The organism is Rhizorhabdus wittichii (assembly GCF_017607425.1).
Taxonomy (GTDB): domain Bacteria; phylum Pseudomonadota; class Alphaproteobacteria; order Sphingomonadales; family Sphingomonadaceae; genus Rhizorhabdus; species Rhizorhabdus wittichii.
Genome location: NZ_CP059319.1, coordinates 3,709,001 through 3,733,668, shown reverse-complemented (window position 1 = coordinate 3,733,668; position 24,668 = coordinate 3,709,001). Strand labels below are relative to the sequence as shown.

Genomic DNA, 24,668 nt, shown 5'->3' with positions numbered 1-24,668 from the left:
GGGTCAATCCTTGGGGGAGAGAAGGGCCGACAGGGTGTTTTCCAACGCCCGTTCCTTGTTGTCGCCGACGAAGGTGGCGGCGACCCGCATGAAGGAATAGGTGAGACCGGCTCTCGCTTCGGCCTGAGCCCCGTCGAAGCCGACCTCGGAGAAGAGGCTGCGAATATAGCGCAGCCGCAATTCGTCTACCTCTGTCAGGGCCTGACGGGGCCGTTCATCGGTACGGCTCCAGAGCCGGATGGCCAGCTCCACATTGTTGGCCCCCTTGGCGAACCGCTCCTCGATGATCGCCATATGGAGCAATTTCCGCAGCCGGGCCCTGGGGGCTTCGTTGCCCTGTTCGATCTGCTCGATGACATCGAGGGTCGATCGGCGGCGCCAATGGGCCAGCATTTCGATGAGCAGTGCGTCGCGGTCCTTGAAATGCCAGTAGAAGCTGCCCTTGGTCAGCCCCAGGCGCTTGGCCAGCGGTTCAATTCGGACGCCCTCTATCCCCACTTCTCCCAGCGTCTTCAAGGCACCCCGCAGCCAGGTGTGGGCGCTGATCTCCTCGGCACCTTCTTCCTTGCGCAACCTTCCCAACCAACCTTCTCCGATCTGCCGTCGACCCGACGATTATCATGATGGCCGGCGCATATCCACCGGCCCCCGATGGCCGCGCTGTGATGGCGCGGCGGAACGGTCAAGCCTCGAGTTTCAGATGCGCGACATGCGCCGCGAAGGACTGCCCGGCCGACGAATAGCTTCTGTCCAGGGGCTGCGTCATCAACTCGTCAAGCGCGACGGCAATTGCGCCCTGATCGATATCGTCGCCGAATAGGATCCCCTCGCTGCGCATCAGCTTCGCGCGCGAAACGCGACCCGCCCCGAGTTCGAGCAGCTCGCCGCTGATCGCGCATTCGGTCGAACAAAGGTGGGTCACGATCCGGGCCACGTCCTGGACGCTCATATGGCGAGCCAGGGCCGGATCGAAGATGCCGTCGCCAAGGCGGGTCATCGCATAGGGAGCGATGGTGTTGACGCGGATTCCCGAGCGCAGTCCCTCCTCCACGATCGACAGCATCAGGCCCACCACGCCCGCCTTGGCGGCGCCATAATTCGCCTGTCCGAAATTACCCCAAAGCGATGCGGAGGAGGTCGTGAAGATCAGCCGTCCGGATGTGCTGGCGGCGAGGTGCGGCCAGGCGGCGCGAGCGAGATGGGCGGTACCCAGCAGATGGACCCGGATCATCGCATCGAACTCCTCAGCCGTCATCTTGGCGAAGCTTCGATCGTTCAGATAGCCGGCATTGGCGATCACGGCATCGATGCGGCCGGTGCGGGCGATCGCATGGGCCACGATTTCCCCGCAGGCGCCGCTGTCCTCGACATTGTGCACGCTCACGAAAGCGGATCCGCCGGCGGCGCGGATCTTCTCCACAGTCTCCGCAGCAGCCTCCCCGTCGCGGTCGTTGACGATCACGGCGTAGCCCTGTGCCGCCAGAAGCGTCGCATAGGCCTCCCCAAGCCCGCGCGCGCCGCCGGTGACGATTGCTGATCGCGATGAAGACTGCATCGTGCTGGATTACCTTCTCTTTGGCCCATGATGCCCGAGACATCCGCCCGATGCAATATTCAAAATACGGTAGAGTATTGACATTCGCATTCTATCGTATAATTCTATGTTGCGGAGAAAATAAATTCGCTGAAAAACTGGCAATGCCGAGGGAGTTTGGGGGTATGAGGCAGATTCGCAATCGTCTTAAGACTACAGTTGTAACCGTATTTTTATGCACGGTTGCAATGCCCGCCACCGCGCAGATCGCAGCGACGCCAGCCAATGGCTATGACGACGACGCCGGTTTTGGTTCCGACATCGTGGTCACCGCACGGAAGCGCGAAGAGACGCTGCAGACCGTCGGTGTGAGCGTGACCGCGATCAGCGGCAAGCAGCTGGAAGAGTTCAACATCACCAGCTTCGAAGATTATGCGACGGCCGTTCCCGGCCTTTCCACCAATTTCCTCGGCCCGGTGAACAGCCTCGGCGTCCGTCCGGTCGGCCTGCGCGGCGTGCAGACGGTCAACGGCACCCAGGCGAGCGGCCAGAATACGGTCGGCTTCTACATCAACAACACGCCGATCCCGATCAGCAATCCGCGCCTTGTCGATATCGAGCGAATCGAGGTGCTGCGCGGGCCGCAGGGCACGCTGTACGGCTCCAGCTCGCTGGCCGGCACGATCAAGATCATCACGAAGGCGCCCGACACCGCCCGGTTCGAAGGTCGCGGCATGGCGTCGATCTCGTCCACGCGCTACTCATCGGATGCGAACTATGAGGCCGAGGGCAGCGTCAACATTCCAATCAGCGCGACCTTGGCGGTCCGGGCCTCGGGCTATTATGAGCGCACCGCCGGCTACATTGACTGGACCCCGGTGACCGCGACCGGCGTGATCGCCGGTGCCGTCCAAAAGGACGTCAACAAGGGGCGGGCCTATGGTGGCCGCATCGACGCGCTGTGGAAGATGACGCCCGATCTCTCGCTGCGCGCCGCGTACAGCTACAATCGCCGCGAGGCGGATGCGTCGGAACGCTACACCGTCGACCAACGGAAATATTCCGCGCTTCTGCCGGTTATCCAGCCCGGCTCGGACAAAGGGAAGCTTGCCGAGGCGGAAATCGCCTGGTCACCCGAGAAGGTCGATGTGGCCTCGACGGTCGCCTATTACCGGGCGAACAGCTTCCAGATCACGGACTCGTCGAACAATGCCCGGCTCGTCCGTCTTGGCAATGCCACCACGCCGCTGTCGATCAGCGTGCCGAATACCGGGTCGCAGCGTGAGTTCACCACCGAAACCCGCGCGGTTTCGAAATGGGATGGTCCGCTCGATCTGGTAACTGGCATATTCTACACCGATCGCCGCGAGGTCACGACGTCGAACATCACCGTGCCGGGCGCGGTTACGGTGGGCGGACAGCCCGTCACCAACGGCCTGATCGTATCCAACTACTCGGCACGCTACCGCAAGGAGTTCGCGCTGTTCGGCGAGGCCGGCCTCAAGCTTTGGGATATCGGCCGCGCCACCGCCGGCCTGCGCTATTTCGATTTCAAATATCGCACCTTCGACGATTTCCGCGGATCGCCGCTGTTCGTTCGGAACGGCGCCTTCGTGACACGGGGCAAGGCCCGCCAGGACGGCTTCGTGCCGCGCTTCGGCATGGAGGTCGAGCCTGCCAAGAACCGGCTGATCTATGCGACGGTGGCCAAGGGCTTCCGCATGGGCGGCGCAAACTTCCCGTTGCCGTCGCTGGATTCGGCGACGGGCGCCTGCGACGCTTCGCTTCGTAGCTTCTTCGGTCAGGCGGCGCTGCCGTCGAGCTACAAGTCGGACTCGCTCTGGTCCTATGAGCTGGGCGCGAAAGGCACCTTCCTCAATGGCGGTCTGAAGGTGAATGCGGCGGGTTTCCATATCGACTGGAAGAACACCCAGGTCGCCGTGCAGGTCAGCGGTACCGGCTGTTCGTTCGGCGGACTTTCCACCAATGTCGGTTCGGTTCGCAGCCGCGGCTTCGAGCTGGAGATGACGGCGAACCCATCGCCGCACCTCAGCTTCACCATTGCTGCATCGCGCATCGACAGCAAGGTCGCCGAGGACCTCATCTTCCCCAATGCGACGGTCTTCATCGCGCGCAAGGGCGACAAGGTGCCGGACATCCCCAACTGGACGGTGGCTCTGTTCGGTCAATATCGCGCCCCGATCAGCGACAAGGTGCATGTGTTCGTGCGCGGCGACACCCGCCTCGAAGGCGAGCGCTTCGCCGCCTTCGCCCCGGGCAACCCCTCGCGGCCGCTCAAGCCCTCCTTCGTGACGACCAACTTCCGGGTCGGGGCGGACATCGGCAACATCCAGCTTTCGCTGTATATCGAGAACGCCTTCGATGAAGATCCGCGCCTCCTGGGGCTGCCTGCGCCGGCCGGGCAGACGATCGGCACCCGCTTCTTCGATCAGACGATCCGTCCGCGCACGATCGGTACCCAATTGAACTTCAAGTTCTGATATCGAAAGGCGATGGCCATCGGACGATCCTTTCGCGCTTCGATCGCTCTGGCGATCGCGGCCGTTCCCTTCGCCGTCGCCCCCCGGGCGGCGGCGCAGAACGCCGCGTCGGCGACGATCGGGGCGAGATCGCATTATGTGACGATGCGCGACGGGGTGCGGCTCGCCGTCACCGTCTTTTCCATGCCGAGCGATACGGCGCGCCGCCCGGCGATCCTGCTTTTCACCCCCTATCATCGAGCGGCGCTAGCCCGAAAGCCGGGAGACCCTTCGGCCGGCGGGCCGAGCCCCGATATCGGCTCAATGGTGCGGGCCGGCTTCGTCTACGTCACGGTCGACGTGCGTGGCACCGGCGCTTCGTTCGGTGTGCAACGGTCGCTATTCTCATCCGACGAATTGAAGGATGGCGACGAGATCATTCGCTGGGTGGTGGCGCAGCCATGGTCGAACGGCAAGGTGGGCCTGCAGGGCATCTCCTATAACGGCACCGCCGCCGAACTGATCCTGGCCGGCGGCAATCCCGCGATCAAGGCGGTGATGGCGGAGTTCACCCTGTACGATGCCTATGCGCAGATCATCCGGCCGGGCGGATTGCTTTCGGAACGCTTTCTGCGGACCTGGGGCGGTTACACCCGTGATCTGAACCGCAACACGCCGGAACGGTCGATGGGCGCGCGCTATTCCGAAAGATTCGCCGGTGTGCTGCCCGTGGAAGGCGACACCGTGGCACTGGCTCAGGCCGTCGCCGGCCATGACGGCAATGTCGATGTCTACGAGGCGGCGATCGCCGCGCCCTACAAGGATGACGAGGCGCCGGTCTTTTCGGCCGCGCGGATGAGCCCCTATTCGCATCGGCGCGCGATCCGCGCCACGAATGTGCCGATCTACGGCATCAGCGGCTGGTTCGACGGCGCCTATGCCTATGGCGCGATCCTGCGGTTCCTGAACACGCCCAATCCCGGAAGCAAGCTTGTTCTGGGGCCGTGGGATCATGGCGGGGCGCAGAACATCAGCCCCTGCGCCGGCGATCGCCGGGCCGGGCGCTTCGATCTGCGCGCCGAAAGCCTGCGGTTCTTCGATCATGAGCTGAACGACAAGCCCAACGGTTTCGAGAAGCAGGCGCCGGTCCGCTACTATGTGATGTGCGCGGAGCAGTGGCGCGAGGCGCGGAGCTGGCCTCCCAGATCGACCACGCTCAGCCTGTATCTCGCGCCGTCAAACGGCTTGTCCGGGCGACGCCCCGTCGAAAAGCAGGGGGGCGACGACTTCACCGTCGCGCTCGACGCCAGCAGCGGCACGGCGTCGCGCTGGGTTTCATATGTCAACACCGGCGGGGTGGCGATCGGCTATGGCGACCGCCGTTCACAGGAGGGCAAGGTGATCGCCTATCAATCGCCGCCGCTCACGGCAGGCGTCGAGGTGACCGGCCATCCCCTCGTCACCCTCCATATGGCGTCGGATCGGCCGGCAGGGCAGCTGTTCGTCTATCTCGAGGATGTCGCACCTGACGGATCTGTGACCTATGTGACCGAAGGCGGGCTCGATCTGGCCCACCGTCGCCTGTCCCGAAAGCCGGCGCCCTATCGAAGCCTGACGCCATATCGTTCTTTCGCACGGGGCGATGCGCGGCCGATGACGCCAGGTTTGCCGGAAGAGATCCGGCTGGACCTGTGGCCCACCGCCTATCTGTTTCGATCGGGCCATCGCATCCGTGTTTCGATCGCGGGGGCCGATGCTGACAATTTCACTCCCATTCCTGCTCCGGCCCCTACCTACAGACTGATGCGGCAGCGCCACGCGGCGTCGCGGATCGATCTGCCGGTCGTGGGCGATTTCTCGGCAGCGGCGACGTTACAGGACCATAAGTGACCGAAGCCTATATCATCGGTGCCCATTCCACCAAGTTCGCCAAGCGCCCCAACGACAGCCTGAAAGCCCTCACGCGTGAGGCTTATCTCGGCGTGCTGGCCGATGCCGGCATGGCCGACGGACGCGATATCGAAAGCGCCTGGTTCGGCAATTGCGCGCTCCACCTGCACAACCAGTCCAGCATCCGCGGCCAGGTATGCTTGTCTCCTCTGGTGCAGGAGGGGCTGTTTCCAGAACGTGTGCCCGTGGCGAATGTCGACAATGCCTGTGCGACCGCCTCGACGGCGGCGGCGGGCGCCTCGAAGGATGTGCGATCAGGCGATGCGCATCTTTCGCTCGTGATCGGAGCCGAAAAGCTGTTCGACGCTTCGAACCGCAGCTTTGCCCTGTTCGAGGGAGGCTATGATCAGCTCGATCCGCAGCAGTGGAAGGACTATTATCGCGCGGCCGGTGAGAGCGTCGGCATACCCTTCGCGCCGCAGGCCGCCCATGCGGTGACCATGGATACCTACGCGATGCAGGCTGCCTGGCACATGCAGCGTTACGGAACCACGCAAAGGCAGATCGCGGCGGCGGCGGCCCAGTGCCACAATTATGGCGCACGCAATGAACTGGCCCAATATCGGTTCGAGATGAGCGTCGATCAGGTGCTCGAGGACCGGCCGGTGAGTTATCCGTTCACGCGGGCGATGTGTGCGCCGATCGGCGATGGCGCTGCGGCGCTTCTGATCTGTTCGGGCGAATATCTGTCGGGACTGGCACCGGCGGTTCGCGACCGGGCCATACGAATCCTCGCGATGGAAGCCGCCGGCGGAAAATATCGTCGGCTGGACGAGCCGGGGCTGAGCCGGGTCGCCGCAGCCAAGGCCTATGAGCGGGCCGGACTGACCGCCGCCGACATCGATGTGGCGGAGGTTCACGATGCGAGTGCCTTCTCGGTAATCTACCAGGCGGAGATGCTGGGCTTCTGCGCGGAAGGAAATGGCGGCCGCTTTGTCGAGAGCGGTGAAACCGGACCGGGAGGACGCATTCCCATCAATACGTCGGGCGGCCTTATCTCCAAGGGCCATCCCGTCGGCGCGACCGGGGCTTCTATGATGTTCGAACTGGTGCGCCAATTGCGTGGAGAAGCCGGCGACCGGCAGGCGCCCCGTGCGCGTCTGGCGCTCGCCGAAAATGGCGGCGGCGTGATGGGGTTCGACGAGGCGGTGGCGGTCGTCTCGATCCTGGAGCGTCCCGGCGCATGAGCGAAACGGCATCGACCATAGCGGAGATGGTGACACGGAACGGGCGGAGCCGTCCGGATTATCCCGCCATCATCGCTTCGGATCTGGCGATGTCATGGTCTGCGCTGGCGGACGATGCCGAGAGAATCGCTGCGTTGCTTGCGACCCGGGGCATGCAGGGCAAAGCGATTGCGTTGCTTGGCGGCAACGGCCTGTGGACCTACCGTGCCCAGTTCGGCGTGCTGCGGGCCGGAGCCACGCTCGTTCCGCTTTCGCCGATGTTGCGAGCGGATGCGCTGGCGACGATGCTCGCGGATTGCGGCGCCGCACTGCTGCTGGCATCCACGGCCCATCTCGAACTAGCGATCGAGGCGGGGCGGCGGGCCGGCATCGAGGTGATCGGCGAAGGTCCCGATTTCGAAGTTGCGATTGCACGGGAATGTGCAACGGCGCCGTGGCCGGACGCTGGAAGCCGGTTCGGCATCATCTATTCCTCCGGTACGACGGGAAAGCCCAAAGGCATCGTCCACAGCCATGCGGCGCGGATGGCGATGGCGCAGGCCACGGCGAAGGATTTGCGCTTTCCTGACAACGGCCGCGCGCTGATCCTGACTCCGCCGCACAGCAACGGCACGCTGATCTGCCTGCTTCCGGCCGTTCTGGTAGGCGGCGCACTGGTGCTGGCCGAACGTTTCGACCCACGGCAGATCATCACGCTCATCGGCCGCCAGCGCGTCACCCATGCCTTTATGGTACCGACGATGCTGCAGCAGATCGTCGACGTCTTGCCGGCCGGATCGAACGAACTCGACAGCATCCAGACGCTGGTATCCGCCGGCGCGCCGCTGGCGCCGCCGCTTAAGGCGCGGCTGGTGGCAATGTTCGGCGATCGCTTTGCTGAACTATGGGGCCTGACGGAAGGTGTGGCGAGCCTCATTCGCGGTTCGGAAATGGTCGTGCGTCCCGACTCGGTCGGGCGTCCCCTGTCGGGCACCGCGTTGCGCATCGCGGGCGATGAACCCACCGGCGAGATCATCGGCCGTTCGCCTTATCTCATGACAGGTTATCAGGGCCGTGCGGATGAAGGGTGGGCCGACGAGGCCGGGGAGAGATGGCTGCGCACCGGCGATATCGGGGAGATCGACGAAGCCGGCTATCTGCGGCTACGCGGCCGCATGAAGGACATGATCATATCCGGAGGGCTGAACATCTACCCCCAGGATATCGAGGCCGAACTGTGCCGTCATCCGGCGGTGCGCGATGCCGCGGTGGTCGGCGTGCCCGATCCCCATTGGGGAGAGACGCCGATCGGCTTCGTCGAAACGTCGCAGGCGGTCGAAATGGAGGTCCTGCTCCAATGGGCCAATGAGCGGCTGGCGCGCCATCAGAAGCTGCGCCGAATCCTGGCGGTGGATCGGTTTCCACGCAATGCGCTGGGAAAGCCGCTCAAGGATGAATTGAAGGCAAGTCATGTCGATCGGTGATGTAGGCGGGGAGCGTTTTCCGGCTGCCCGCGCGCTGCTGGCGCGAAACCTCGTCTGGGACAATCACGGCTGCATGCCGCTGCGCACCGACATGGCCTTCCTGCCGCAGCTGGCCCGCTATCGGGAGGCCGGCGTCGACGTGGCGATGCTCAACATCGGCTTCGACCTCGCCAGCGTCGAGGAGCATGTCCGCGTCCTTGCCGCCTTCCGCGCATGGCTGCTGGCCCGGCCGGACGACTATGTGCTGGTCGATGGAGTGGGCAGCATCGATCGGGCGCGTCGGACGGGCAGGCTGGCCGTCGGCTTCGATATCGAGGGCACCAATGGCTTCGGCGACCAGCCGTCGATGGTCGGGCTCTACTATGATCTCGGCGTGCGTTGGGCCGCCATCGCCTATAATCGCAACAATTCGGTGGGCGGCGGCTGCCAGGATGACGATGGCGGCCTGACCGAACTGGGCCGGGAGATCGTCGCGGAGATGAACTGCATCGGCATGATGGTCTGCTGTTCGCACACCGGCGTGCGCACCGCTTTCGACGTGATCCGCCGTTCGACGGCGCCGGTGATCCTTTCGCATTCCAATCCGCGGGCCTTGCACGATCATCCCCGAAATGTCCCTGACGAGTTGATGGTGGCGATTGCGCGGAGCGGGGGCGTGATCGGTATCAACGGCGTCGGCCTGTTCCTGGGCGATCCGAAGGCCGGGGCCCGCGCTTACGCCGATCATATCGAATATGCGATGCGCCTTGTAGGCGAGGACCATGTCGCGATCGGTATGGATCACGTCTTCGATCGGGCAGAGCTGATCTCCTGGGTGAAGGATCACCCCGAGCTTTTCCCGCCGGAAGAGGGCTATGACGAGGGGCTGAAGATAGCCGGGCCGGAAATCTTGCCGGGCCTCGTCGCCGAACTGCTGAATCGAGGATTCGGGGAAGATGTGATCGCCAGGATATTGGGCGGCAATCTTCGTCGCGTTGCGGCCGTCGTCTGGAAGAAGGATCGTGTCGCATGACCGCCGGATTGCCCGCAAAGGCCAATGTCGTGGTGATAGGCGGCGGCCTGCTGGGTCTTTCGACCGCCCACGCCCTGGCCGAACGGGGACGCGACATTCTCCTTCTCGAAGCGCGCGACGGCGTCGGGCAGGAAGCGAGCTTCGCCAATGGCGCGATGCTGACGCCGTCCATGGCCGATCCCTGGAATGCACCAGGTATCTGGCGTCATGCGGTCCGTTCGCTATTCGGCGGACGCAGTGCGATCGACGTGCGGTGGGCGGCGCTGCCCGGCGCGGCGCGCTGGGGGCTAGATTTCCTGCGAGCGGCGACCAGCGATGGCTATGCCCGGGCGATCGCGGCGAACTTCGCGCTGGCCCGATACAGCACGGGCCTGACACTGGAGTTCGCCCGGGCGCGGGGCTTCGATCTTTCCGCCAGCGGGACGATGAAGGTCTTCTCTGACGGAGAGGCGCTCGCGGCCGCCAGAAGCGTGACGACGGGGCTGGCGGACAAGGGACTGGCTTGCAGGGTTCTCGATCGCGATGGGGTGATAGCGGTCGAGTCGCGGCTGGCCGATGCCGCGGTGTCCATCGCTGGCGGACTGTATTTTCCGGACGATGCCATCGGCGATGCGCACAGCTTTTGCAGGGTGCTGCAAGGCGTGCTCGAAGCTTCTTCCGTCGCCCGGATCTTTACCGGCGTCGGGGTGAAGCGGATCATTGCCGATGGCGGCAGGGCCTATGCGGTCGAAACTACGCAAGGACGAATCGAAGCGCGCGATATCGTGGTGGCCGCGGGCCTCGCGTCTCCTGGGCTGACCAATCCGCTGGGCCTCCGGCTGTCGATCGGTCCCGTGAAGGGCTATTCGGAAACAATCGATCTGCCCGAAGATGTGGCGCCGCTAAGGGTCGGGATCATCGACGAGGTTCGCCACACGGGTATCGTGCCTTTGGGGCGGCGGATCAGGCTTGTCGGCACGGCCGAGATCGCGGGACATGATCCGCGCATTCGCCCGGTCGGTATCGCCCGCCTGAGGGCGAGTCTCGCCGCGCTGCTGCCGGCGCTTGCCAGGCAACTGGATCATGCGCCCGCCCAGCCCTGGGCGGGGTTACGGCCGGTGAGTTCGGACGGCGTTCCGCGTATCGGGCCGTCCCGTTTGGCTGGTCTCTGGGTCAACACGGGGCATAGTCATCTCGGCTGGACGGAGGCGATGGGGTCCGGCGCATTGCTGGCCGATATGATGACGGGCGCCCGCCCAGCAATCGACCCGTCTCCCTACCGCCCCTAGCCGGCAACGACTACTCCGTGTCCAGTTAAAATCCGGTAACGTATTTTATTTGTGGACCTTGAGCGCGATGTCGGCGAAGGGCGAAGGAGCGCCTCCCGGCAATGGAACGTCGAAACCCACGATCGTCATCGAGATTAGCGTGTAATAGCCGAGCATAGCTGTCAGCTCGATCGCGCCGCGCCGGCCCAACAGGCCGACGACGCGGTCATGGCTCGCGTCCGACACCCGTCGATAGCGCAGCAGCTCGAATGTAAAGCCATGAACGGCCGCTTCGTCCTCCCGTTCGAAATCCGGCGGTCGGCCGGTTCGGATGGCCTCGATCACCTCATCGGAAATCCCGGCGGATCGCGCGATCGGCGCATGGACATACCATTCGAAATCGGCTTGCCACCACGCTCCCACGACGAGGATCGCCAGTTCCGACAAACGCGGCGGCAGGCTGGTGCCGAAGCGGCAAAACGCTCCCAGCTCCTGGGCCTTCTCGGCGAGCTGAGGGGATTCCAGCCAGGTTTCCAGTGGCCCTTCGACACGCCCGCGCGGTCCCGCGACGATCATGTCGTAAATGCGCTGCTGCTCATCATCGAGCATCGCTCGGTTCAGTTCCCGATGCCGCGTCGCAGCTCCGCCGGCTTGTACATTTTTGCTTGCCATAATATACGATACCGTATTTAATATTGAACATGCTAGCGAAAATGAAAGCTGGATATCGATGAACGCTGCTGACCATGCGCCATCCAACGGCTCTAAAAAGCCCGTACGCCTCCGGATACTTCATGCGATCCTTGCGACGAGCGTCGCGCTGCTGCCGATAGCGTCGATGGTCACGGTCGCGCAGCCAGCCGGCGCCGCGGTTCCAGCCCCGGCTTTCATCGATCGACACGTTCGGGCCGCCATGGACCAATGGGGCATTCCAGGCGTCGCGATAGCGGTGGTCAAGGATGGCAAGGTCGTTCTGCTGAAGGGCTATGGCGTCCGGCAGGTCGGCAGGCCCGAGACGGTGGGGCCGGACACGATCTTTGGCATCGGTTCGATCACCAAGACCTTCACTGCGCTCGATCTGGCCCTGCTAGCCGACCGCGGCAAGCTGGATTGGGATCGGCGGGCCAATGACTATCTGCCGGGCCTTGCCTTCGCAGATCCCTGGATCGCCGAGCATGCGACGGTGCGGACGCTGGCGTCGCATCGTCAAGGGGTCGACGCCGATTTCAGCTGGATGGTCCATGACGATTCGCAGGAGGCCACCTATCAGCGGTCCCGGCACGTGCCCGCGAGCGGACAGTTCGGCGAACTCCTCTATTCCAACACCGGCTTCAACACGCTCGGCCAGATCGTGAAATCCGCATCGGGCCGGACATGGGAAGCTTATACGCAAGACGAGGTGCTGGCGCCGCTCGGCATGACTCGATCGGGCACCGGCACGGCGCTGTTCGTCGATCGCAGGATCATGGCGCCATGCTGGCTCTGTTCGGCGCCCGAAGGTGCTCCCATCGGTCTCGATGCACTTGGGAGGGAGCGGAACATCGCGGTGCCGCACGGCCTGGCGGAAGAGGGCCAAGATCAGACACCCAATGGCAGGCGGACGGTGCGCGCCTGGCCCTGGCGTCATCTCGAAGCGGTCGCACCGGCGGGTGCGCTGAATTCCACCGCGCGCGACATGGCCCGCTTCGTCGCGTTCCAGATGGGAGACGGCACCGTCGACGGCCGCCGGATCATCGGCCAGGAGCGCCTCGAGGAGTTGCATCGCATCAACGTCGCCCGCCCGCCGGGCGCGGTGAAAGGGCGAAAGCCCACGGCATTCGACAGGCGGGTCGCCACTACCGGCTATGGCCTCGGGACGTTGGCCCTGCGTTATCGGGGGCATGATGTCTTCGGCCATGCCGGCGGCATGCCCGGTTTCGCCGCACAGATGTGGATCGCTCCCGAGGACCGGCTTGGTGTGGTCGTGCTGACCAACCTCGATTATCGTTACAACACGGGTTACCGGGCGATCGTCGAGTTGGTGATGGGGGCCTATCTGGGCCTGCCGATGCTCAACGAATCCGATGCGCTCGCCGCTCTGTGGCGCCCGAGGATCGAAGGGCATATGGTTTCGTCGCCCGATCCGGCTCAAGCGCCGATCCCGGCCGCGATCCGTGACCGCATGCTCGGCCGTTACGACAATGACGCGATCGGCGACTTCACCATCGCCCTCGAAAATGGCCGTCCGGTGGTCCGGTTCGGCGAACATTGCGCCGCCGATATCCTGCCCACAGGAGCGCCGCAGAATTTCATTCTGGTATTCCGCGATGCGTTCCGCTGGCGCACCACCCTGGCGATCGATCTCGATCCGGCCGGCAAGGGCGCGCGGGCAACGCTTGGAGGATGGGGTGGCGACCAGCAGACCTTCTCCTTCAGCCGGAGTGCGTCATGATGTTCAAAAGCAGAAAATCAGGGATGCGCCTTTCTTCCGGGTCTCGCAGAGAATTCCTCGCTGCCCTGGCAGGCGTGCTGCTCGCGGTCTCCGTCCCTGTCGTAGCTGCGGACAATGTGACGTCGTTGGCGCCGCTGCAATTGCCGGCTCCGACAGGCGCCATGCCGATCGGCACCCGCGATTTCGAAATCGTCGACCCGCACCGCGCCGAGCCGTCGCGCCCCGATGTCGGCGGCAAGCGACGGATCATGGTGCGCATATGGTATCCGGCCGCGACGGCCGCTGGCACGCGCCGACCTTATCGGACCGGGCTGGAAGCCGCGGTGTTGGGGCCGTCGCTCGCGGCTTCGCTGAACGCTCCGGCCGGCACCTTCGCGCATATCGGCGATGGTCCCACCCATGCCGTCGAGAATGCCCCACCGGCATCCGGCCGGGCGGGGCCAATCATTCTCTTCTCGCACGGATATCTTGGCTCGGTCGATACCAACACGGCGATGATGGAGGAGCTTGCCAGCCACGGCTATGTGGCGGTCAGCATCACGCATCCATCGGAAAGCGGCGCCGTCGTCTACCCGGACGGCGATGTCGCGGCGCTCGATCCGGCCGTCATCGCCTATATGCGTGGTCGCGCGCTCGATGCCGATACCCGCATCCTGATGACGAGCAAGGATGTGGGCGAGCGACTGGCGGCGACGCGACGCATTCTCGCCGCGCCCGACCGGCTGCACGACAGCGCCCTGGTATGGCGCGACGATTTTCGCACCGTTTTTTCCGCCCTGCGCGGCAAGCGGGTCGACGCTCCGGTGACGGCGATCCTGCGGCAAGCGGACTTCACCCGCACCGCCTTCATCGGCATGTCCTTCGGCGGGCCTGCGGCCATCGCCGCCTGCCACGCGGAGCGGACGTGCCGTGCCGCCGTCAATCTGGATGGCCGCGAGGTGATGGACTGGTTTCTCGACCAGCCGGTCCGCATGCCGGTTCTGATGGCCTATAACCAGCGGGCGACCGACCTCACCGGCTTCGGCTATAATGATTTCTTCTATGAGCCGCTGGCCCAGGTTGGAAAGACCGGGCGGGTTACGCGCGTATTGTTCGCGGGCACGGGCCATTGGGATTTCACCGATTTCACGCTGCTGCCCAAGGGCAAGGTCGCCGGCATTCCGACGAGCGTGCTGGGTTCGGTCGACGGACGGGAGATGATCCGCAATCTGAATGACCTCATATTGTCCTATGTCGATAGCCACCTGCGCGACGGCAAGGCTCCCGCGCCGAGCGGCAAGGGGTACGAACCGCAGGATGTGAGCGCGGTTGCGGCCTGGACCGGTGGCAAGACCCGATGAAGCACGCGGCGTGGGGGATGGCAGCGGCGCTGCTCGCGCTGGCGTCGGGCGGCCATGCGGCGCCGGTTGCTGGCGCGGGAGATGCCTATGCCCGATTGCGTCTGTTTCCGGATCTCGTCCGTGGCGGTGCGATCGAGCCGCGCTGGCTGGGAAAGGGAGGCGATTTCCTTTATGTGACGGGCGAAGGCGAACACCGCACACTCTGGCGTTTCGACAGCCGGCGCGGATCGGCGCTTCGGTTGCTCGACAAGGGAAATATCTGCGGCCGGCTGAGTCTTGCCGAGTCCTGCGACGCGTCGGCATTGCTCGCCACCATCGCCTGGCGACAGGGCATCGCGACCCTGCGGTCCGGCAACGCAAGTTATCGGATTGACGCCGAGGGTCGGATAACCCCGATCAGCGCTGCCGATCGGACCGCCCTGGACCGGCGCGAACCCCGCAGGGTGAAGGTCGCCTATCCTTCTACGACACCCGATCTTTTCGAGGTGCCGGCTCCTGACGGCGATCGCTTGCTGACGCTTTCGGGAGGCGATCTCGCCATACGCGATGCATCGACCGACCAGCTCTCGATCGTGGCGCGAGCCGCTTCTCCGGCGGAAGAATGGACGCTCGACGGCGCGCGCTGGTCGCCGGACGCGCGGTGGGCTGCGATATTGCGCACCGACAGCCGCGAATTGAGCCGCCTCCCGGTGGTCGACTGGCTCAGCGACGTCAATGATGTCGCCTATCAGCCATTCCCGATAGCATCGGGATCGCCGCTGGTGCGATCGCTGCACCTGCTCGATACGACCACCGGCCGGATCACGCAGATCTGGGTTCCGGGTGACGGCGAAACGATACAGATCGCTCCGTTCACGGCAGGCGGCAAGCTGCGCTACGCGATCCTGAGCCGCGATCTCCGCCGCGCCGATCTGTTCGAAGCCGATCCCGTCAGCGGGAAATCCCGGCATCTTCTGACCGAAAGCGACGATGTCTTCCTCTATTGGTGGGAAGACGTATTTCAGACGCTGCGCTTCTACACGCCGTTGGCCGACGGGTGCTTCATCTGGGCTTCCGAGCGCAGTGGAAGCAACCAGCTCTACCTGCATTCGGCCGACGGCAGGCTGATCCGCCAACTCACCTTCGGATCGTCACCGGTCGTGCGCGTGATCGGCGTGGACGAGCGGCGCGGGTGGGTCATCTACAAGGTTCATGACGATCCCCGGCGGCCTTATGACACGCAGCTTGCGACGGTGGGCCTGAATGGAAAGGGCGCGCGGCGTCTGACGCGGGAGACGGGGCAGCATCATGCGATCGTTGCACCGGATGGTTCGCTGATCGTCGACGTCCAGGGCGCGGTGGACCGGCCGGTTGCGACCGATGTGCTGGCCACGGACGGCCGCAGGCTGGCGCGGCTGGAGACGGCGGATGCGTCCGCGCTCTACGCGCTGGGGTGGCAACCGCCCGAGGAAGTGCTGGTCAAGGCGGACGACGGCGTCACCGATATCGCGGCGACGGTCTACAAGCCGATCGGCTTCGATCCGTCCCGGAAATATCCGGTGGTCGAGGCGATCTATGGCGGCGGCTTCAAGACCGTCGCTCAGCATGGCTGGGGACCGACCGATTCGCGCGGCGCTTATCTGCAGGCACTGGCGCAGCGCGGCTTCATCGGCGTGGTAATCGATGCCCGGGGCACACCCGGCCGTTCGCGCGCCTTTCAGGAAGTAGCGGCGCGCAGCTTCGGTCAACATGAGATCGCGGATCATGCGGCGGCGCTCCGTAATCTGGCGGCGACGCGGCCATGGATGGATCTCGAGCGCGTGGGGATCTTCGGCATCTCCTTCGGTGGCTATTACACGGTGCGCGCACTGCTGCAGCGGCCGGACCTGTACAAGGTCGGCGTCGCGCTATCGACCGCCGAGATCGGGTCGATGACTTGGGATATCGCGACGGTGCCGTATCTCGGCCCCTACAAGGGCCGTGAGAAAGCCTATCTCGATGCGGGGAATATCCCGCTCGCGAACCGCCTCGACGGCAAATTGCTGATGGTCATCGGCAGCGATGACGTGAACACGCCCATCTCGCAGACGCTGCGTCTGGCCGACGCCTTCATTCGGGCGGACAAGCGCTTCGACATGCTCGTCGTGCCCGGCGCCAATCACGCTCTGCGCCGCAGGGACGGGAGTTCGGCGCTGCCCTATGTGTACGACCGGATTACCGATTACATGACCCGGAATCTGCGCCCGTGAGCGCGAGCCAGCTTCGCAGCAGCCTCGGCCCCTTCAAGCTCTTCGCTATCGCGTTCGGGTCGATCATCGGCATCGGCTGGATAACGCTGGTCGGCATCTGGCTGGCGGCGGCGGGACCATTCGGATCGGTGCTCGCCTTCGGCCTGGGGTGCCTCTCCGTCTGTCTCATCGGCCTCGCTTACGCCGAACTCGCCCTGCTCCTTCCGCAGGCGGGCGGTGAGGTGGCCTATGCCCATGCGGCCTTCGGGCGGCCGCTCGCCTTCGTGGCCGGCTGGGCGCTGCTGATGGTCTATGTCGCGGTGATCGCCTTCGAATCTATCTCGGTCGGCTGGGTGCTTGGCGCGATCTGGCCTGACCTGTCGGCGGCATGGCCCGTTGACACTCCGATGGGGCCAGAGCTTCTGGCGGGATTGGTCGTCGGGATAACGGTGATCTGGGCGAACATAGGCGGGGCTCACGCGGCAGCGGCCGTGCAGACCGTGCTGACGATGGTCAAGATCGCCGCCTGTGCGATCTTCATTGTCGCGGCGATGGCTTTCGGAGAGGCATCGAACCTTGCGCCCCATTTCGGTGCCGCCGCCGCCGGGGGCGACCTGTCCGGCATCGCGACGGTCTTCGCGACCTCCTTTCTCTTCTACGCGGGCTTCAATTTCCTGACCCAGGGCATCGAGGAACGCGCGCCCGGTGTCAGCGTCGGCCAGGTCGTAATGGCGATCATCGGGTCGATCGTCTGCGCCTTCCTCTTCTATGCCCTGATCATCGTCGCGGTCGGGATGTTGTTGCCTGTGGATCGTCTGGCAGGTCTCAATCTGCCCGCGGCGGATGCGTTCGAAATCGCGCTCGGTTCGGCCGCGCTCAAGAATCTGGTGCTCGGGGCCGGGCTCGTCGGGCTCGTCACCGCGTGGAACGGGACCTTGTTCGGCGCCTCGCGGATGCTGTTGTCGCTCGCGCGTGCGGGACTGGTGCCGACGCTGTTTGCCGGCGTGAGCCGGCGAACCGGAACTCCGGTTGCAGCCATACTGGTGATTTCGGTTCTGGCGATGGGCGTGGCGACGCTAGGCAAGGGCGCGATCGGCGCCATCGTCGGGGTCGCCGTCACGGGCGTGCCCTTGACCTGGGTGGTCGTCACGGCCGCGGCCTTGAAGCTGCGCAAGTCGCCAGCGGAGCGCGCCTTCACTGTCCCGTTCGGTCGAGCGATCTTCGTGGCGGCGCTGCTGGTATCGCTCGCCGGCACTGCGATCGCGCTTCACGATGTGACGATCAGCGCAAACCACCTTGGACTGACCGCGCTGGGCCTTTGGGCGGGCGCCGGCGTACTTCTGTGGCTCTTCATCGGATCGCGCGCAGCGGCGAAGGAAAATCTATGAAAATCCTTGACGACGCCGTGGTTCGCGCGACGCCGGTCGGTGGGATGATCGATTGTCTGGCGGAAACTTTCGGCCGGGGCGGCGTCACCACGCCGCTGCGATCGGTGCACAAACTCGATGGCGGCGGCCTCTACCTGATGCCCTCCTGGTCGGACGGGGCGATCGTGGTCAAGCTCGCGACCTTCGTGGCCGAGAATCCCGCGCGGGGCATCCCCGCCGTGCAGGGGATCGTGTTGCTTATCGATCGCGATACCGGATCGCCGATCGCTGCCGCCGAGGCCGGCATCGTAACCAATCTGCGGACGGCGGCGGTATCCGCGCTTGCGTCTCGCCATCTATCTCGCACGGATTCACGGCATCTGCTGCTGTTCGGCGCAGGATCGCTCGCGCCCTATCTGGTGCAGGCCCATTGCCATGCCCGGCCGATCGAGCGGGTCTCGATCTGGTCGCGAAATTCGGCAAAGGCGTCAGAACTCGCAAAAACGCTTTCCGAAGAACTGCACGATGTCGAGTTTCGCGGCGTGGAAGATGTCGACGCCGTCGTGCCGATGGCCGATATAATCAGCTGCGCGACAAATGCCCCACAGCCGTTGTTGCGCGGTGATTTGCTTACCCCCGGGACGCATGTCGATCTCGTCGGCGCGCACAGCCCGGCCACGCGGGAAGCGGATAGCGCCGTGATCGCCCGCGCATCGATCTGGATCGACACCGACGCAGCTCGCGCGGAGGCGGGAGACCTCATCATCCCGCTGGCCGAAGGCGCCATTCAGCCCGATCGCATCGTCGGCGATCTGGAGATGTTGTGCCGGGAGACGGCGCGTGGCCGTATCGACGACGCGGAGATCACGGTCTTCAAATCGGTGGGCGCTGCGATCGAGGATCTCGCGGCCATGCAGCATATAGCCCGACTGACCGGCTGACGATCAGTCGGCTGTCCTTCTGGTGATGCGCCCTGACTGCATGACCAGCTCGATATGGCTGCCGGACTGGTTGAATACCGACAGATCGTTCAGCGGGTCGCCGTCCACCAGCAACAGATCGGCTTCGTAGCCCGGCGCGATCCGGCCGATCCTGTCGCCCATGCCAACGATGCCGGCATTGGTGCTGGTGGCGGAGATGAGCACATCGGCCGGGCTCTGGACGCTGCCGCGCAACTGAAACTCGAGATGCTGCTGATCGTGAAGCGGGCCGATCAGATCGGTGCCGAAGCCCACTCGCGCGCCGCTGGCCGCCATGATCTCGACCGATCGAAGAGCGACGGGCTCGATCTCGGCGAGTTTCGCCAGCGCTTCGGGCGGATAGCCGAGCGCCTGCCCATGATCGGCGAGTGCGCGCACGACGGCCAGGGTGGGAACGAGCGCGGTGCCGCGCTCCGCAGCCAGGCGCGCGGTGTCCTCCTCGATCAATATGGCATGTTCGATCCCGTGCACGCCGAGTTCGACGCAGCGCCGGATCGCTGCGTCGGGGTGGCAATGCGCGGTCACATAGGTGCCGTGCCGTTCGACCTCATCGACCACCGCGCGGATTTCCTCATCTGAATATTGCGCGTTCTCCAGCTTGTCGCCGACGGTCGAGACACCGCCCGAACCCATGATCTTAATGAAGGAAGCGCCGCCATGAAGCTGGCTGCGGACCTTCTGTCGAAGGGCGTCCGCGCCATCCACAGTACAGGTGAGATGGCCGTCATAGCCGCCTCCGCAGCCGCAGAGTTCGCGATGATTAGGGCGACGAAGATCGCCATGGCCGCCGGTCTGGCTCAGCGCCTTGCCACAGGTGACGACGCGGGGACCGGCAAGCCAGCCCTTGGCCAAGGCCAACTGGACCCCCCGCTCGGCGCCGCCGGTGTCGCGCAGCGTGGTGAAGCCGCGCGCCAGACAGCCTTCGAGCATGCGTGCCGCGTGATGGGCGACCGCGCTGATCGGCAGCCGATCCCCCTCCTCGATATCGAGATCGGGGCAGTAGAGATGGACATGGGCGTCGATCATGCCGGGCATCAGCACGCGGCCCCGCGCGTCGATACGGTCTGGCTTTTTAAAGGTGCTGCCCGGGGCGCATATCTCGCGGATAATCCCGTCTTCGACGAGCACGTCTCCTTCGACGTAGTTCGTCGATAAACCATCGAATATCTTGCAGTTCTGGATCGCGATCATGGATGGGAAGCTCCCGGTCGTTCGGACGCGTCGGCAAAGCCTCTTGCGCCGGATATTTTAAATACGTTATCGTATTTTGATGCAGGGGAATCATCAAGAGCATATCGGGCGTTGCTGGGTCGGGGATGTGAGGAGCTGATGCCACTCTTCCCGGCCATCGATCCCTATGACAGCGGCTATCTGCCCGTCGGCGGCGGGCACAGCCTCTACGTCGAACAGTCGGGCAATCCACGCGGAGCGCCGGTCGTGTGCGTTCATGGTGGACCGGGCGGCGGCAGCCAGCCGTCGACCCGCCGCTTCTTCGACCCCCGAAAGTTCCGCATCATCCTTTATGATCAGCGGGGCGCGGGACGGAGTCGCTGGAGCGATCTGCTGGCGGGCAACCAGACATCCGAACTGGTGGGCGATCTGCGCCGGTTGAGGAACGCGTTGGGTCTCGATCGCTGGATGGTCTTCGCGGGTTCGTGGGGGACGGCGCTGGCCATGGCCTATGCGCAGCGCTGGCCTGCCGAAGTGACCGGAATGGTGTTGCGCGGCGTCTTCCTCGCGCGTCGCCGCGACATAGACTGGCTGTACAAATCCGATGGGGCCAGCCGTTACTATCCGGCGCTCTGGCGCGAGCTTGTGCAGGTTCTGGGCGGTGAGGATGGGGGACGAAACCTGGCTTCACGGTTCGAGCGGCATCTGTCGGCAAGCGACCGGCGTGTTCGGCTGGCGGCGGCCGGGGTGGCCGATCGCTGGGCGGCCACGCTCGGCCAGCCCTGCACGATGTGGCGGAAGCCAGCGCTTCACCGGCCGGCGCCCACCGATGCGCTCGTTGAGCAGATGCGTCTCAAATTCCACTATTTCGCGCGAGACTGTTTCATCGGCCCGCTGTCGCTGGCTGGTGGCCTTTACCGGCTAGCCGGCATTCCCGCCTTCATCGTGAACGGCGAAGTGGATGCGGTCTGCCCGGTGCAGAGCGCGCGGCTCGTTCATCGCGAATGGCGCGGTTCGGAATTGGAGATCGTCTCCGGCGGGGGGCATTCGCCCGATCTGCCCGTCATGGCCGATGCTTTGGTGAGAGCGGTCGCGCGTTGCGCGGCCGCAGGGGAGGCGCGATGACGATTCGGACCATCGATACGAGGGACAGCCGTGTCGTCCATCGCACGGCGCAGGGCGAATATCCCGTCGCGGTCGGGGGCAGCGGGATGACCGTGATCGACGCCGCCGGGCAAGCCTATCTGGATGGCGCGAGCGGCGCCGCCGTGTCTTGCCTGGGCTATGGCGATGGCAAGGTGATCTCGGCGATCGAGCAGCAGCTACGTGGTCTCGCCTATGTCCACAGCTCCAGCTTCACCACGCCGGTTTATGAGCAACTCGCCGATCGGCTGACCTCGCTGGTGCCGGGCGCTTTCTCCCGCGCCTATATGGTTTCCGGCGGGTCGGAGGCGATGGAGACGGCGCTGAAGATGGCCCGCCAATATGCGGTCCTGGCCGGGCGCGGCGATGCCTGCCTCTTCGCATCGCGGGAGAGCAGCTATCATGGCGCCACCATAGGCACCCTCGCCATCGGTGGAGGGGGCGGCCGCCGGGCGGTTTATGAGCCGTTGCTGCCCGCCGGGGTGAAGCTCGACCGCTGCTATGCCTATCGCGACAAAGCCGACGGCGAGAGCGATGTCGACTATGGGCAGCGGCTTCTCGATAACGCGCGAACCGCGATCGAGGCCGTCGGCCCCGATCGGATCGCCGCAGTCGTCGTTGAAACCGTAGGTGGTACCGCCACCGGCGCTGCCGTCCCGCCACCCGGCTATCTCAGGGGCCTTCGCGCCCTCTGCGACATGCACGGCCTGCTGCTGATCTTCGACGAGGTGATGTGCGGCATGGGCCGCACCGGCAGCATCTTCGCCTTCGAACAGGAGGGCGTGCTCCCAGATCTGGTCGCGGTCGCCAAGGGTCTGGGCGCCGGCTATCAGCCGATCGGCGCGGTCCTGGTTGCGCCGCATGTCTTTGCCGCATTCGAACGCAGCGGAGCCGCCTTCCAGCATGGCCAGACCTATATCGGCCATGCCACGGCCTGCGCCGCCGCTCTGGCCGTGGTCGGGCGGCTGGTCGATGACGGTATCGCCGCGCGCGTGCCGGCGCTTGGCGATCGGCTGTTCGTGCAGTTACAGGCCAGGCTGGCGGATCATCCGCATGTCGGCGATATCCGGGGGCGAGGGCTGTTCGCCGCCGTCGAGTTCGTTGCCGATCGTGCGAGCAAAGCGCCGTTCGATCCGTCCAGGGGCATAGCCCGCGCGCTCAAGCGCGAGACGATGTGCGAACGGCTGATCTGCTATCCGATGTCGGGCTTCGTCGATGGCACGGCCGGTGATCATGTGATGCTCGCTCCGGCCTTCATCGCGAGCGAGGACGATATCGATGCGATCGTCGATCGGCTGGCGCGGGCGGTCGATCGGGCGATGCCGGGGCGGGCGGCATGACGACCATGGTCGGGACGGACCCGCTTGACCCTATGCCTGTGGACGCCAGTCACGCTCCGACCTCTTCGATGTGGAAGGCCGTTCTGTGGGCGCTAGTGGCCGGCATAGGAAGCGGCGCTATCTTGCGGGAACTGCTGCCTGCGCCTGACCATGCCGCAGTAGTTAGTGGGTTGAGCTTGGTGACCGAGGTTTTTCTGCGCCTGATCAAGATGATCATCGCGCCGCTGGTCTTCTCCTCGCTCGTCACCGGCATCGCACATATGGGCGACACCGGGGCGTTGGGCCGCATCGGCCTCAGGACGCTCGGCTGGTTTCTGATGGCGTCTGCGGCTTCGCTCATGCTCGGGATATTATTGGTCAATCTGTTGCAACCGGGGGTCGGCCTCGACATCGCATTGCCCGATCCCGCGACGGCTCCGGGAGGAGCGGCTGCCATGGCGTCGGCACATGCGCCAACGCCGCCGGGGTTGCGCGATTTCGTCGCCAATCTTGTCCCGAAATCGGCCTTCGAGGCGCTGGCGATGAACAATATGCTGCAGATCGTCATCTTCTCGGCCTTCTTCGGAGCAGGGCTGGCTGCGGCGGGGCGTAGCGCCGAGGCGCTCGTGAGCGGGATCGAAGCCTGCATGACCGCGATGATCAAGGTGACCGGCTTCGTGATGCGCGGGGCGCCGATCGCGGTGTTCGCGGCCGTGGCGAACACGGTTCTCGTCAACGGAGTCGCCATATTGACGACACTCGGGCTGTTCGTCGGCGGCTTCTATTTCGCGCTGATCGTCTTGTGGCTTCTTCTTATGGCGGCCGGCTTCGCGCTGGTCGGCAGGCGGATCGTGACGCTGGTGCGCATGCTCCGCAACCCGGTGGCAATCGCTTTCTCAGCCGCCTCATCCGAGGCCGCCTTCCCGCAGACCCTATCGGGCCTGACCCGCTTCGGCGTGCCGAGGCGCATTGCCAGCTTCGTGCTCCCGCTCGGCTACTCGTTCAACCTCGACGGCTCGATGATGTACTGCAGCTTCGCGGTCCTCTTCGTGGCGCAGGCCTATGGCATCGAGATGTCGGCCATGGATCAGGTCACGATGCTGCTGCTGATGCTCGTCACATCCAAGGGCATGGCTGCGGTGCCGCGCGCCAGCCTGGTGATCGTCGCGGCGACCCTCGCGCATTTCCACATTCCGGAGGCCGGGTTGCTGCTGATCATGGCGGTCGACCAGTTCCTCGACATGGGTCGCTCGGCGACGAACGTCATCGGCAATGCAGTGGCTACGGTCGCTGTCGCGCGATGGGAGGGGGAATTGCCGGCCGAAGCAGAAGGGGTGAAGGCGAAATGATCGCAACGGCACTATCGCGTGAGGTCCCATTACCGGGCAAGGCCGGTCTCGATCACCACGCGTTCCAGCGGCCCATGGCGTTCAAGCATCGCGGCGATCGCTTCCGGCGTGCTGTCCACGCCTTGTGCCGCGACCTTGCGCCCTTCGGCGTCGACAACGCAGACGTGCGACGTTTCCATCGACAAGTCTATCCCGGCATAGTGCTTCATGGCTGCTGCATTCCTTCCAGCGGTTGTATAGCGCCTTGTGCGGCCGGCAATCCTTCGGCGCGTCCCGCCAGCGCAGCCCGTTGCGGTTCACGAAGATGATCCCGCAGCACCCGCCGATCATCCACCCGCGGCCTGCCGAGGCTCTTCGGGAAATACGGCGCGAGCCGCGCCATCTGCTCATCCGTCAGCCAATATAGATCACTCAAATCCAGTCCTCACGGAGTCTGAATCAGATCGCAGCCCTCACATCAATGGGTCCTGACCCTAGATTACTCCCTGA

The 24,668-nt window shown here is 64.8% G+C and carries 19 protein-coding genes and 1 pseudogene; 14 read left to right on the top strand and 6 right to left on the bottom strand.

Features of this window, described 5'->3' with window-relative positions; genetic code table 11:
• Positions 1–3: 3 nt before the first annotated feature.
• Positions 4–573, bottom strand: coding sequence for a TetR/AcrR family transcriptional regulator (locus HRJ34_RS17835; protein WP_208632036.1), 570 nt, complete (start codon positions 571–573; stop codon positions 4–6).
• Positions 574–682: 109 nt separating this feature from the next.
• Positions 683–1,555 carry an SDR family NAD(P)-dependent oxidoreductase gene (locus HRJ34_RS17830; RefSeq protein ID WP_208632035.1) on the bottom strand — a complete coding sequence of 291 codons (873 nt, stop codon included), beginning with the start codon at positions 1,553–1,555 and terminating at the stop codon, positions 683–685.
• On the opposite strand from HRJ34_RS17830, the gene HRJ34_RS17825 reads away from it, so the two are divergent.
• The 6 genes from HRJ34_RS17825 to HRJ34_RS17800 all read left to right on the top strand — a co-directional run bounded on the left by HRJ34_RS17825 (position 1,543) and on the right by HRJ34_RS17800 (position 10,894).
• Positions 1,543–4,035, top strand: coding sequence for a TonB-dependent receptor (locus HRJ34_RS17825; RefSeq protein ID WP_208632034.1), 2,493 nt, complete (start codon positions 1,543–1,545; stop codon positions 4,033–4,035). The genes HRJ34_RS17830 and HRJ34_RS17825 overlap by 13 nt on opposite strands.
• A gap of 144 nt (positions 4,036–4,179) precedes the next feature.
• Positions 4,180–5,904, top strand: a complete 1,725-nt coding sequence (locus tag HRJ34_RS17820) for a CocE/NonD family hydrolase (RefSeq protein WP_208632033.1) — start codon at positions 4,180–4,182, stop codon at positions 5,902–5,904.
• Positions 5,901–7,151, top strand: coding sequence for a thiolase family protein (locus HRJ34_RS17815; RefSeq protein ID WP_208632032.1), 1,251 nt, complete (start codon positions 5,901–5,903; stop codon positions 7,149–7,151). The genes HRJ34_RS17820 and HRJ34_RS17815 overlap by 4 nt, the downstream gene beginning before the upstream one ends.
• Positions 7,148–8,614, top strand: coding sequence for a class I adenylate-forming enzyme family protein (locus HRJ34_RS17810; protein ID WP_208632031.1), 1,467 nt, complete (start codon positions 7,148–7,150; stop codon positions 8,612–8,614). Before HRJ34_RS17815 ends, HRJ34_RS17810 begins: the two co-directional genes overlap by 4 nt.
• The gene (locus HRJ34_RS17805) at positions 8,601–9,626 is read left to right on the top strand and encodes a dipeptidase (RefSeq protein WP_208632030.1); all 1,026 of its coding nucleotides are present in this window, start codon (positions 8,601–8,603) and stop codon (positions 9,624–9,626) included. The genes HRJ34_RS17810 and HRJ34_RS17805 overlap by 14 nt, the downstream gene beginning before the upstream one ends.
• Positions 9,623–10,894: an FAD-dependent oxidoreductase gene (locus HRJ34_RS17800; protein WP_208632029.1), complete on the top strand. Its 1,272-nt coding sequence runs from the start codon at positions 9,623–9,625 to the stop codon at positions 10,892–10,894. Before HRJ34_RS17805 ends, HRJ34_RS17800 begins: the two co-directional genes overlap by 4 nt.
• A 45-nt stretch (positions 10,895–10,939) precedes the next feature.
• Here HRJ34_RS17800 and HRJ34_RS17795 read toward each other — a convergent pair whose 3' ends face one another.
• Positions 10,940–11,545, bottom strand: coding sequence for a carboxymuconolactone decarboxylase family protein (locus tag HRJ34_RS17795; RefSeq protein WP_208632028.1), 606 nt, complete (start codon positions 11,543–11,545; stop codon positions 10,940–10,942).
• Between the two features lie 58 nt (positions 11,546–11,603).
• Between HRJ34_RS17795 and HRJ34_RS17790 the strand changes: the two genes are divergently transcribed.
• From HRJ34_RS17790 to HRJ34_RS17770, 5 genes are read left to right on the top strand one after another with little or no spacing between them, the layout of a single operon-like run.
• Complete coding sequence (locus HRJ34_RS17790) at positions 11,604–13,304, top strand: serine hydrolase domain-containing protein (RefSeq protein WP_208632027.1); 1,701 nt, start codon at positions 11,604–11,606, stop codon at positions 13,302–13,304.
• The gene (locus tag HRJ34_RS17785) at positions 13,301–14,644 is read left to right on the top strand and encodes an alpha/beta hydrolase (RefSeq protein WP_208632026.1); all 1,344 of its coding nucleotides are present in this window, start codon (positions 13,301–13,303) and stop codon (positions 14,642–14,644) included. Before HRJ34_RS17790 ends, HRJ34_RS17785 begins: the two co-directional genes overlap by 4 nt.
• Positions 14,641–16,872 carry a S9 family peptidase gene (locus tag HRJ34_RS17780; protein ID WP_208632025.1) on the top strand — a complete coding sequence of 744 codons (2,232 nt, stop codon included), beginning with the start codon at positions 14,641–14,643 and terminating at the stop codon, positions 16,870–16,872. The genes HRJ34_RS17785 and HRJ34_RS17780 overlap by 4 nt, the downstream gene beginning before the upstream one ends.
• Entirely contained in the window at positions 16,869–18,239 is a 1,371-nt protein-coding gene (locus tag HRJ34_RS17775) for an APC family permease (protein ID WP_208632024.1), read from the top strand. Before HRJ34_RS17780 ends, HRJ34_RS17775 begins: the two co-directional genes overlap by 4 nt.
• Positions 18,236–19,159, top strand: a complete 924-nt coding sequence (locus HRJ34_RS17770; protein ID WP_208632023.1) for an ornithine cyclodeaminase family protein — start codon at positions 18,236–18,238, stop codon at positions 19,157–19,159. Before HRJ34_RS17775 ends, HRJ34_RS17770 begins: the two co-directional genes overlap by 4 nt.
• A 3-nt stretch (positions 19,160–19,162) precedes the next feature.
• Here HRJ34_RS17770 and HRJ34_RS17765 read toward each other — a convergent pair whose 3' ends face one another.
• Positions 19,163–20,389: a metal-dependent hydrolase family protein gene (locus HRJ34_RS17765; RefSeq protein WP_208632022.1), complete on the bottom strand. Its 1,227-nt coding sequence runs from the start codon at positions 20,387–20,389 to the stop codon at positions 19,163–19,165.
• Positions 20,390–20,527: 138 nt separating this feature from the next.
• On the opposite strand from HRJ34_RS17765, the gene pip reads away from it, so the two are divergent.
• From pip to HRJ34_RS17750, 3 genes are all read left to right on the top strand, one after another.
• Positions 20,528–21,493: a prolyl aminopeptidase gene (gene pip / locus HRJ34_RS17760; protein WP_208632021.1), complete on the top strand. Its 966-nt coding sequence runs from the start codon at positions 20,528–20,530 to the stop codon at positions 21,491–21,493.
• Entirely contained in the window at positions 21,490–22,851 is a 1,362-nt protein-coding gene (locus HRJ34_RS17755; protein ID WP_208632020.1) for an aspartate aminotransferase family protein, read from the top strand. Before pip ends, HRJ34_RS17755 begins: the two co-directional genes overlap by 4 nt.
• A gap of 68 nt (positions 22,852–22,919) precedes the next feature.
• On the top strand, positions 22,920–24,179 hold the full coding sequence (locus tag HRJ34_RS17750) for a dicarboxylate/amino acid:cation symporter (RefSeq protein ID WP_208632019.1): 1,260 nt from the start codon (positions 22,920–22,922) through the stop codon (positions 24,177–24,179).
• 29 nt (positions 24,180–24,208) lie between these two features.
• On the opposite strand, the gene HRJ34_RS17745 is transcribed toward HRJ34_RS17750, so the two are convergent.
• Together HRJ34_RS17745 and HRJ34_RS17740 are read right to left on the bottom strand one after the other, a co-directional pair.
• Positions 24,209–24,388: a hypothetical protein gene (locus HRJ34_RS17745; protein ID WP_208634435.1), complete on the bottom strand. Its 180-nt coding sequence runs from the start codon at positions 24,386–24,388 to the stop codon at positions 24,209–24,211.
• Between the two features lie 13 nt (positions 24,389–24,401).
• Positions 24,402–24,594, bottom strand: a pseudogene (locus tag HRJ34_RS17740) (transposase); the annotation flags it as partial.
• Positions 24,595–24,668 lie beyond the last annotated feature (74 nt).

Excerpts from the sequence above, each read along its gene's own strand:
- HRJ34_RS17825 (WP_208632034.1), top strand. The coding sequence starts at position 1,543 with ATGAAGACTGCATCGTGCTGGATTACCTTCTCTTTGGCCCATGATGCC.
- HRJ34_RS17830 (WP_208632035.1), bottom strand. The coding sequence starts at position 1,555 with ATGCAGTCTTCATCGCGATCAGCAATCGTCACCGGCGGCGCGCGCGGG.
- HRJ34_RS17820 (WP_208632033.1), top strand. The coding sequence starts at position 4,180 with ATGCGCGACGGGGTGCGGCTCGCCGTCACCGTCTTTTCCATGCCGAGC.
- HRJ34_RS17810 (WP_208632031.1), top strand. The coding sequence starts at position 7,148 with ATGAGCGAAACGGCATCGACCATAGCGGAGATGGTGACACGGAACGGG.
- HRJ34_RS17805 (WP_208632030.1), top strand. The coding sequence starts at position 8,601 with ATGTCGATCGGTGATGTAGGCGGGGAGCGTTTTCCGGCTGCCCGCGCG.
- HRJ34_RS17800 (WP_208632029.1), top strand. The coding sequence starts at position 9,623 with ATGACCGCCGGATTGCCCGCAAAGGCCAATGTCGTGGTGATAGGCGGC.
- HRJ34_RS17795 (WP_208632028.1), bottom strand. The coding sequence starts at position 11,545 with ATGGCAAGCAAAAATGTACAAGCCGGCGGAGCTGCGACGCGGCATCGG.
- HRJ34_RS17790 (WP_208632027.1), top strand. The coding sequence starts at position 11,604 with ATGAACGCTGCTGACCATGCGCCATCCAACGGCTCTAAAAAGCCCGTA.
- HRJ34_RS17785 (WP_208632026.1), top strand. The coding sequence starts at position 13,301 with ATGATGTTCAAAAGCAGAAAATCAGGGATGCGCCTTTCTTCCGGGTCT.
- HRJ34_RS17780 (WP_208632025.1), top strand. The coding sequence starts at position 14,641 with ATGAAGCACGCGGCGTGGGGGATGGCAGCGGCGCTGCTCGCGCTGGCG.
- HRJ34_RS17770 (WP_208632023.1), top strand. The coding sequence starts at position 18,236 with ATGAAAATCCTTGACGACGCCGTGGTTCGCGCGACGCCGGTCGGTGGG.
- HRJ34_RS17765 (WP_208632022.1), bottom strand. The coding sequence starts at position 20,389 with ATGATCGCGATCCAGAACTGCAAGATATTCGATGGTTTATCGACGAAC.
- pip (WP_208632021.1), top strand. The coding sequence starts at position 20,528 with ATGCCACTCTTCCCGGCCATCGATCCCTATGACAGCGGCTATCTGCCC.
- HRJ34_RS17755 (WP_208632020.1), top strand. The coding sequence starts at position 21,490 with ATGACGATTCGGACCATCGATACGAGGGACAGCCGTGTCGTCCATCGC.
- HRJ34_RS17750 (WP_208632019.1), top strand. The coding sequence starts at position 22,920 with ATGTGGAAGGCCGTTCTGTGGGCGCTAGTGGCCGGCATAGGAAGCGGC.
- HRJ34_RS17745 (WP_208634435.1), bottom strand. The coding sequence starts at position 24,388 with ATGAAGCACTATGCCGGGATAGACTTGTCGATGGAAACGTCGCACGTC.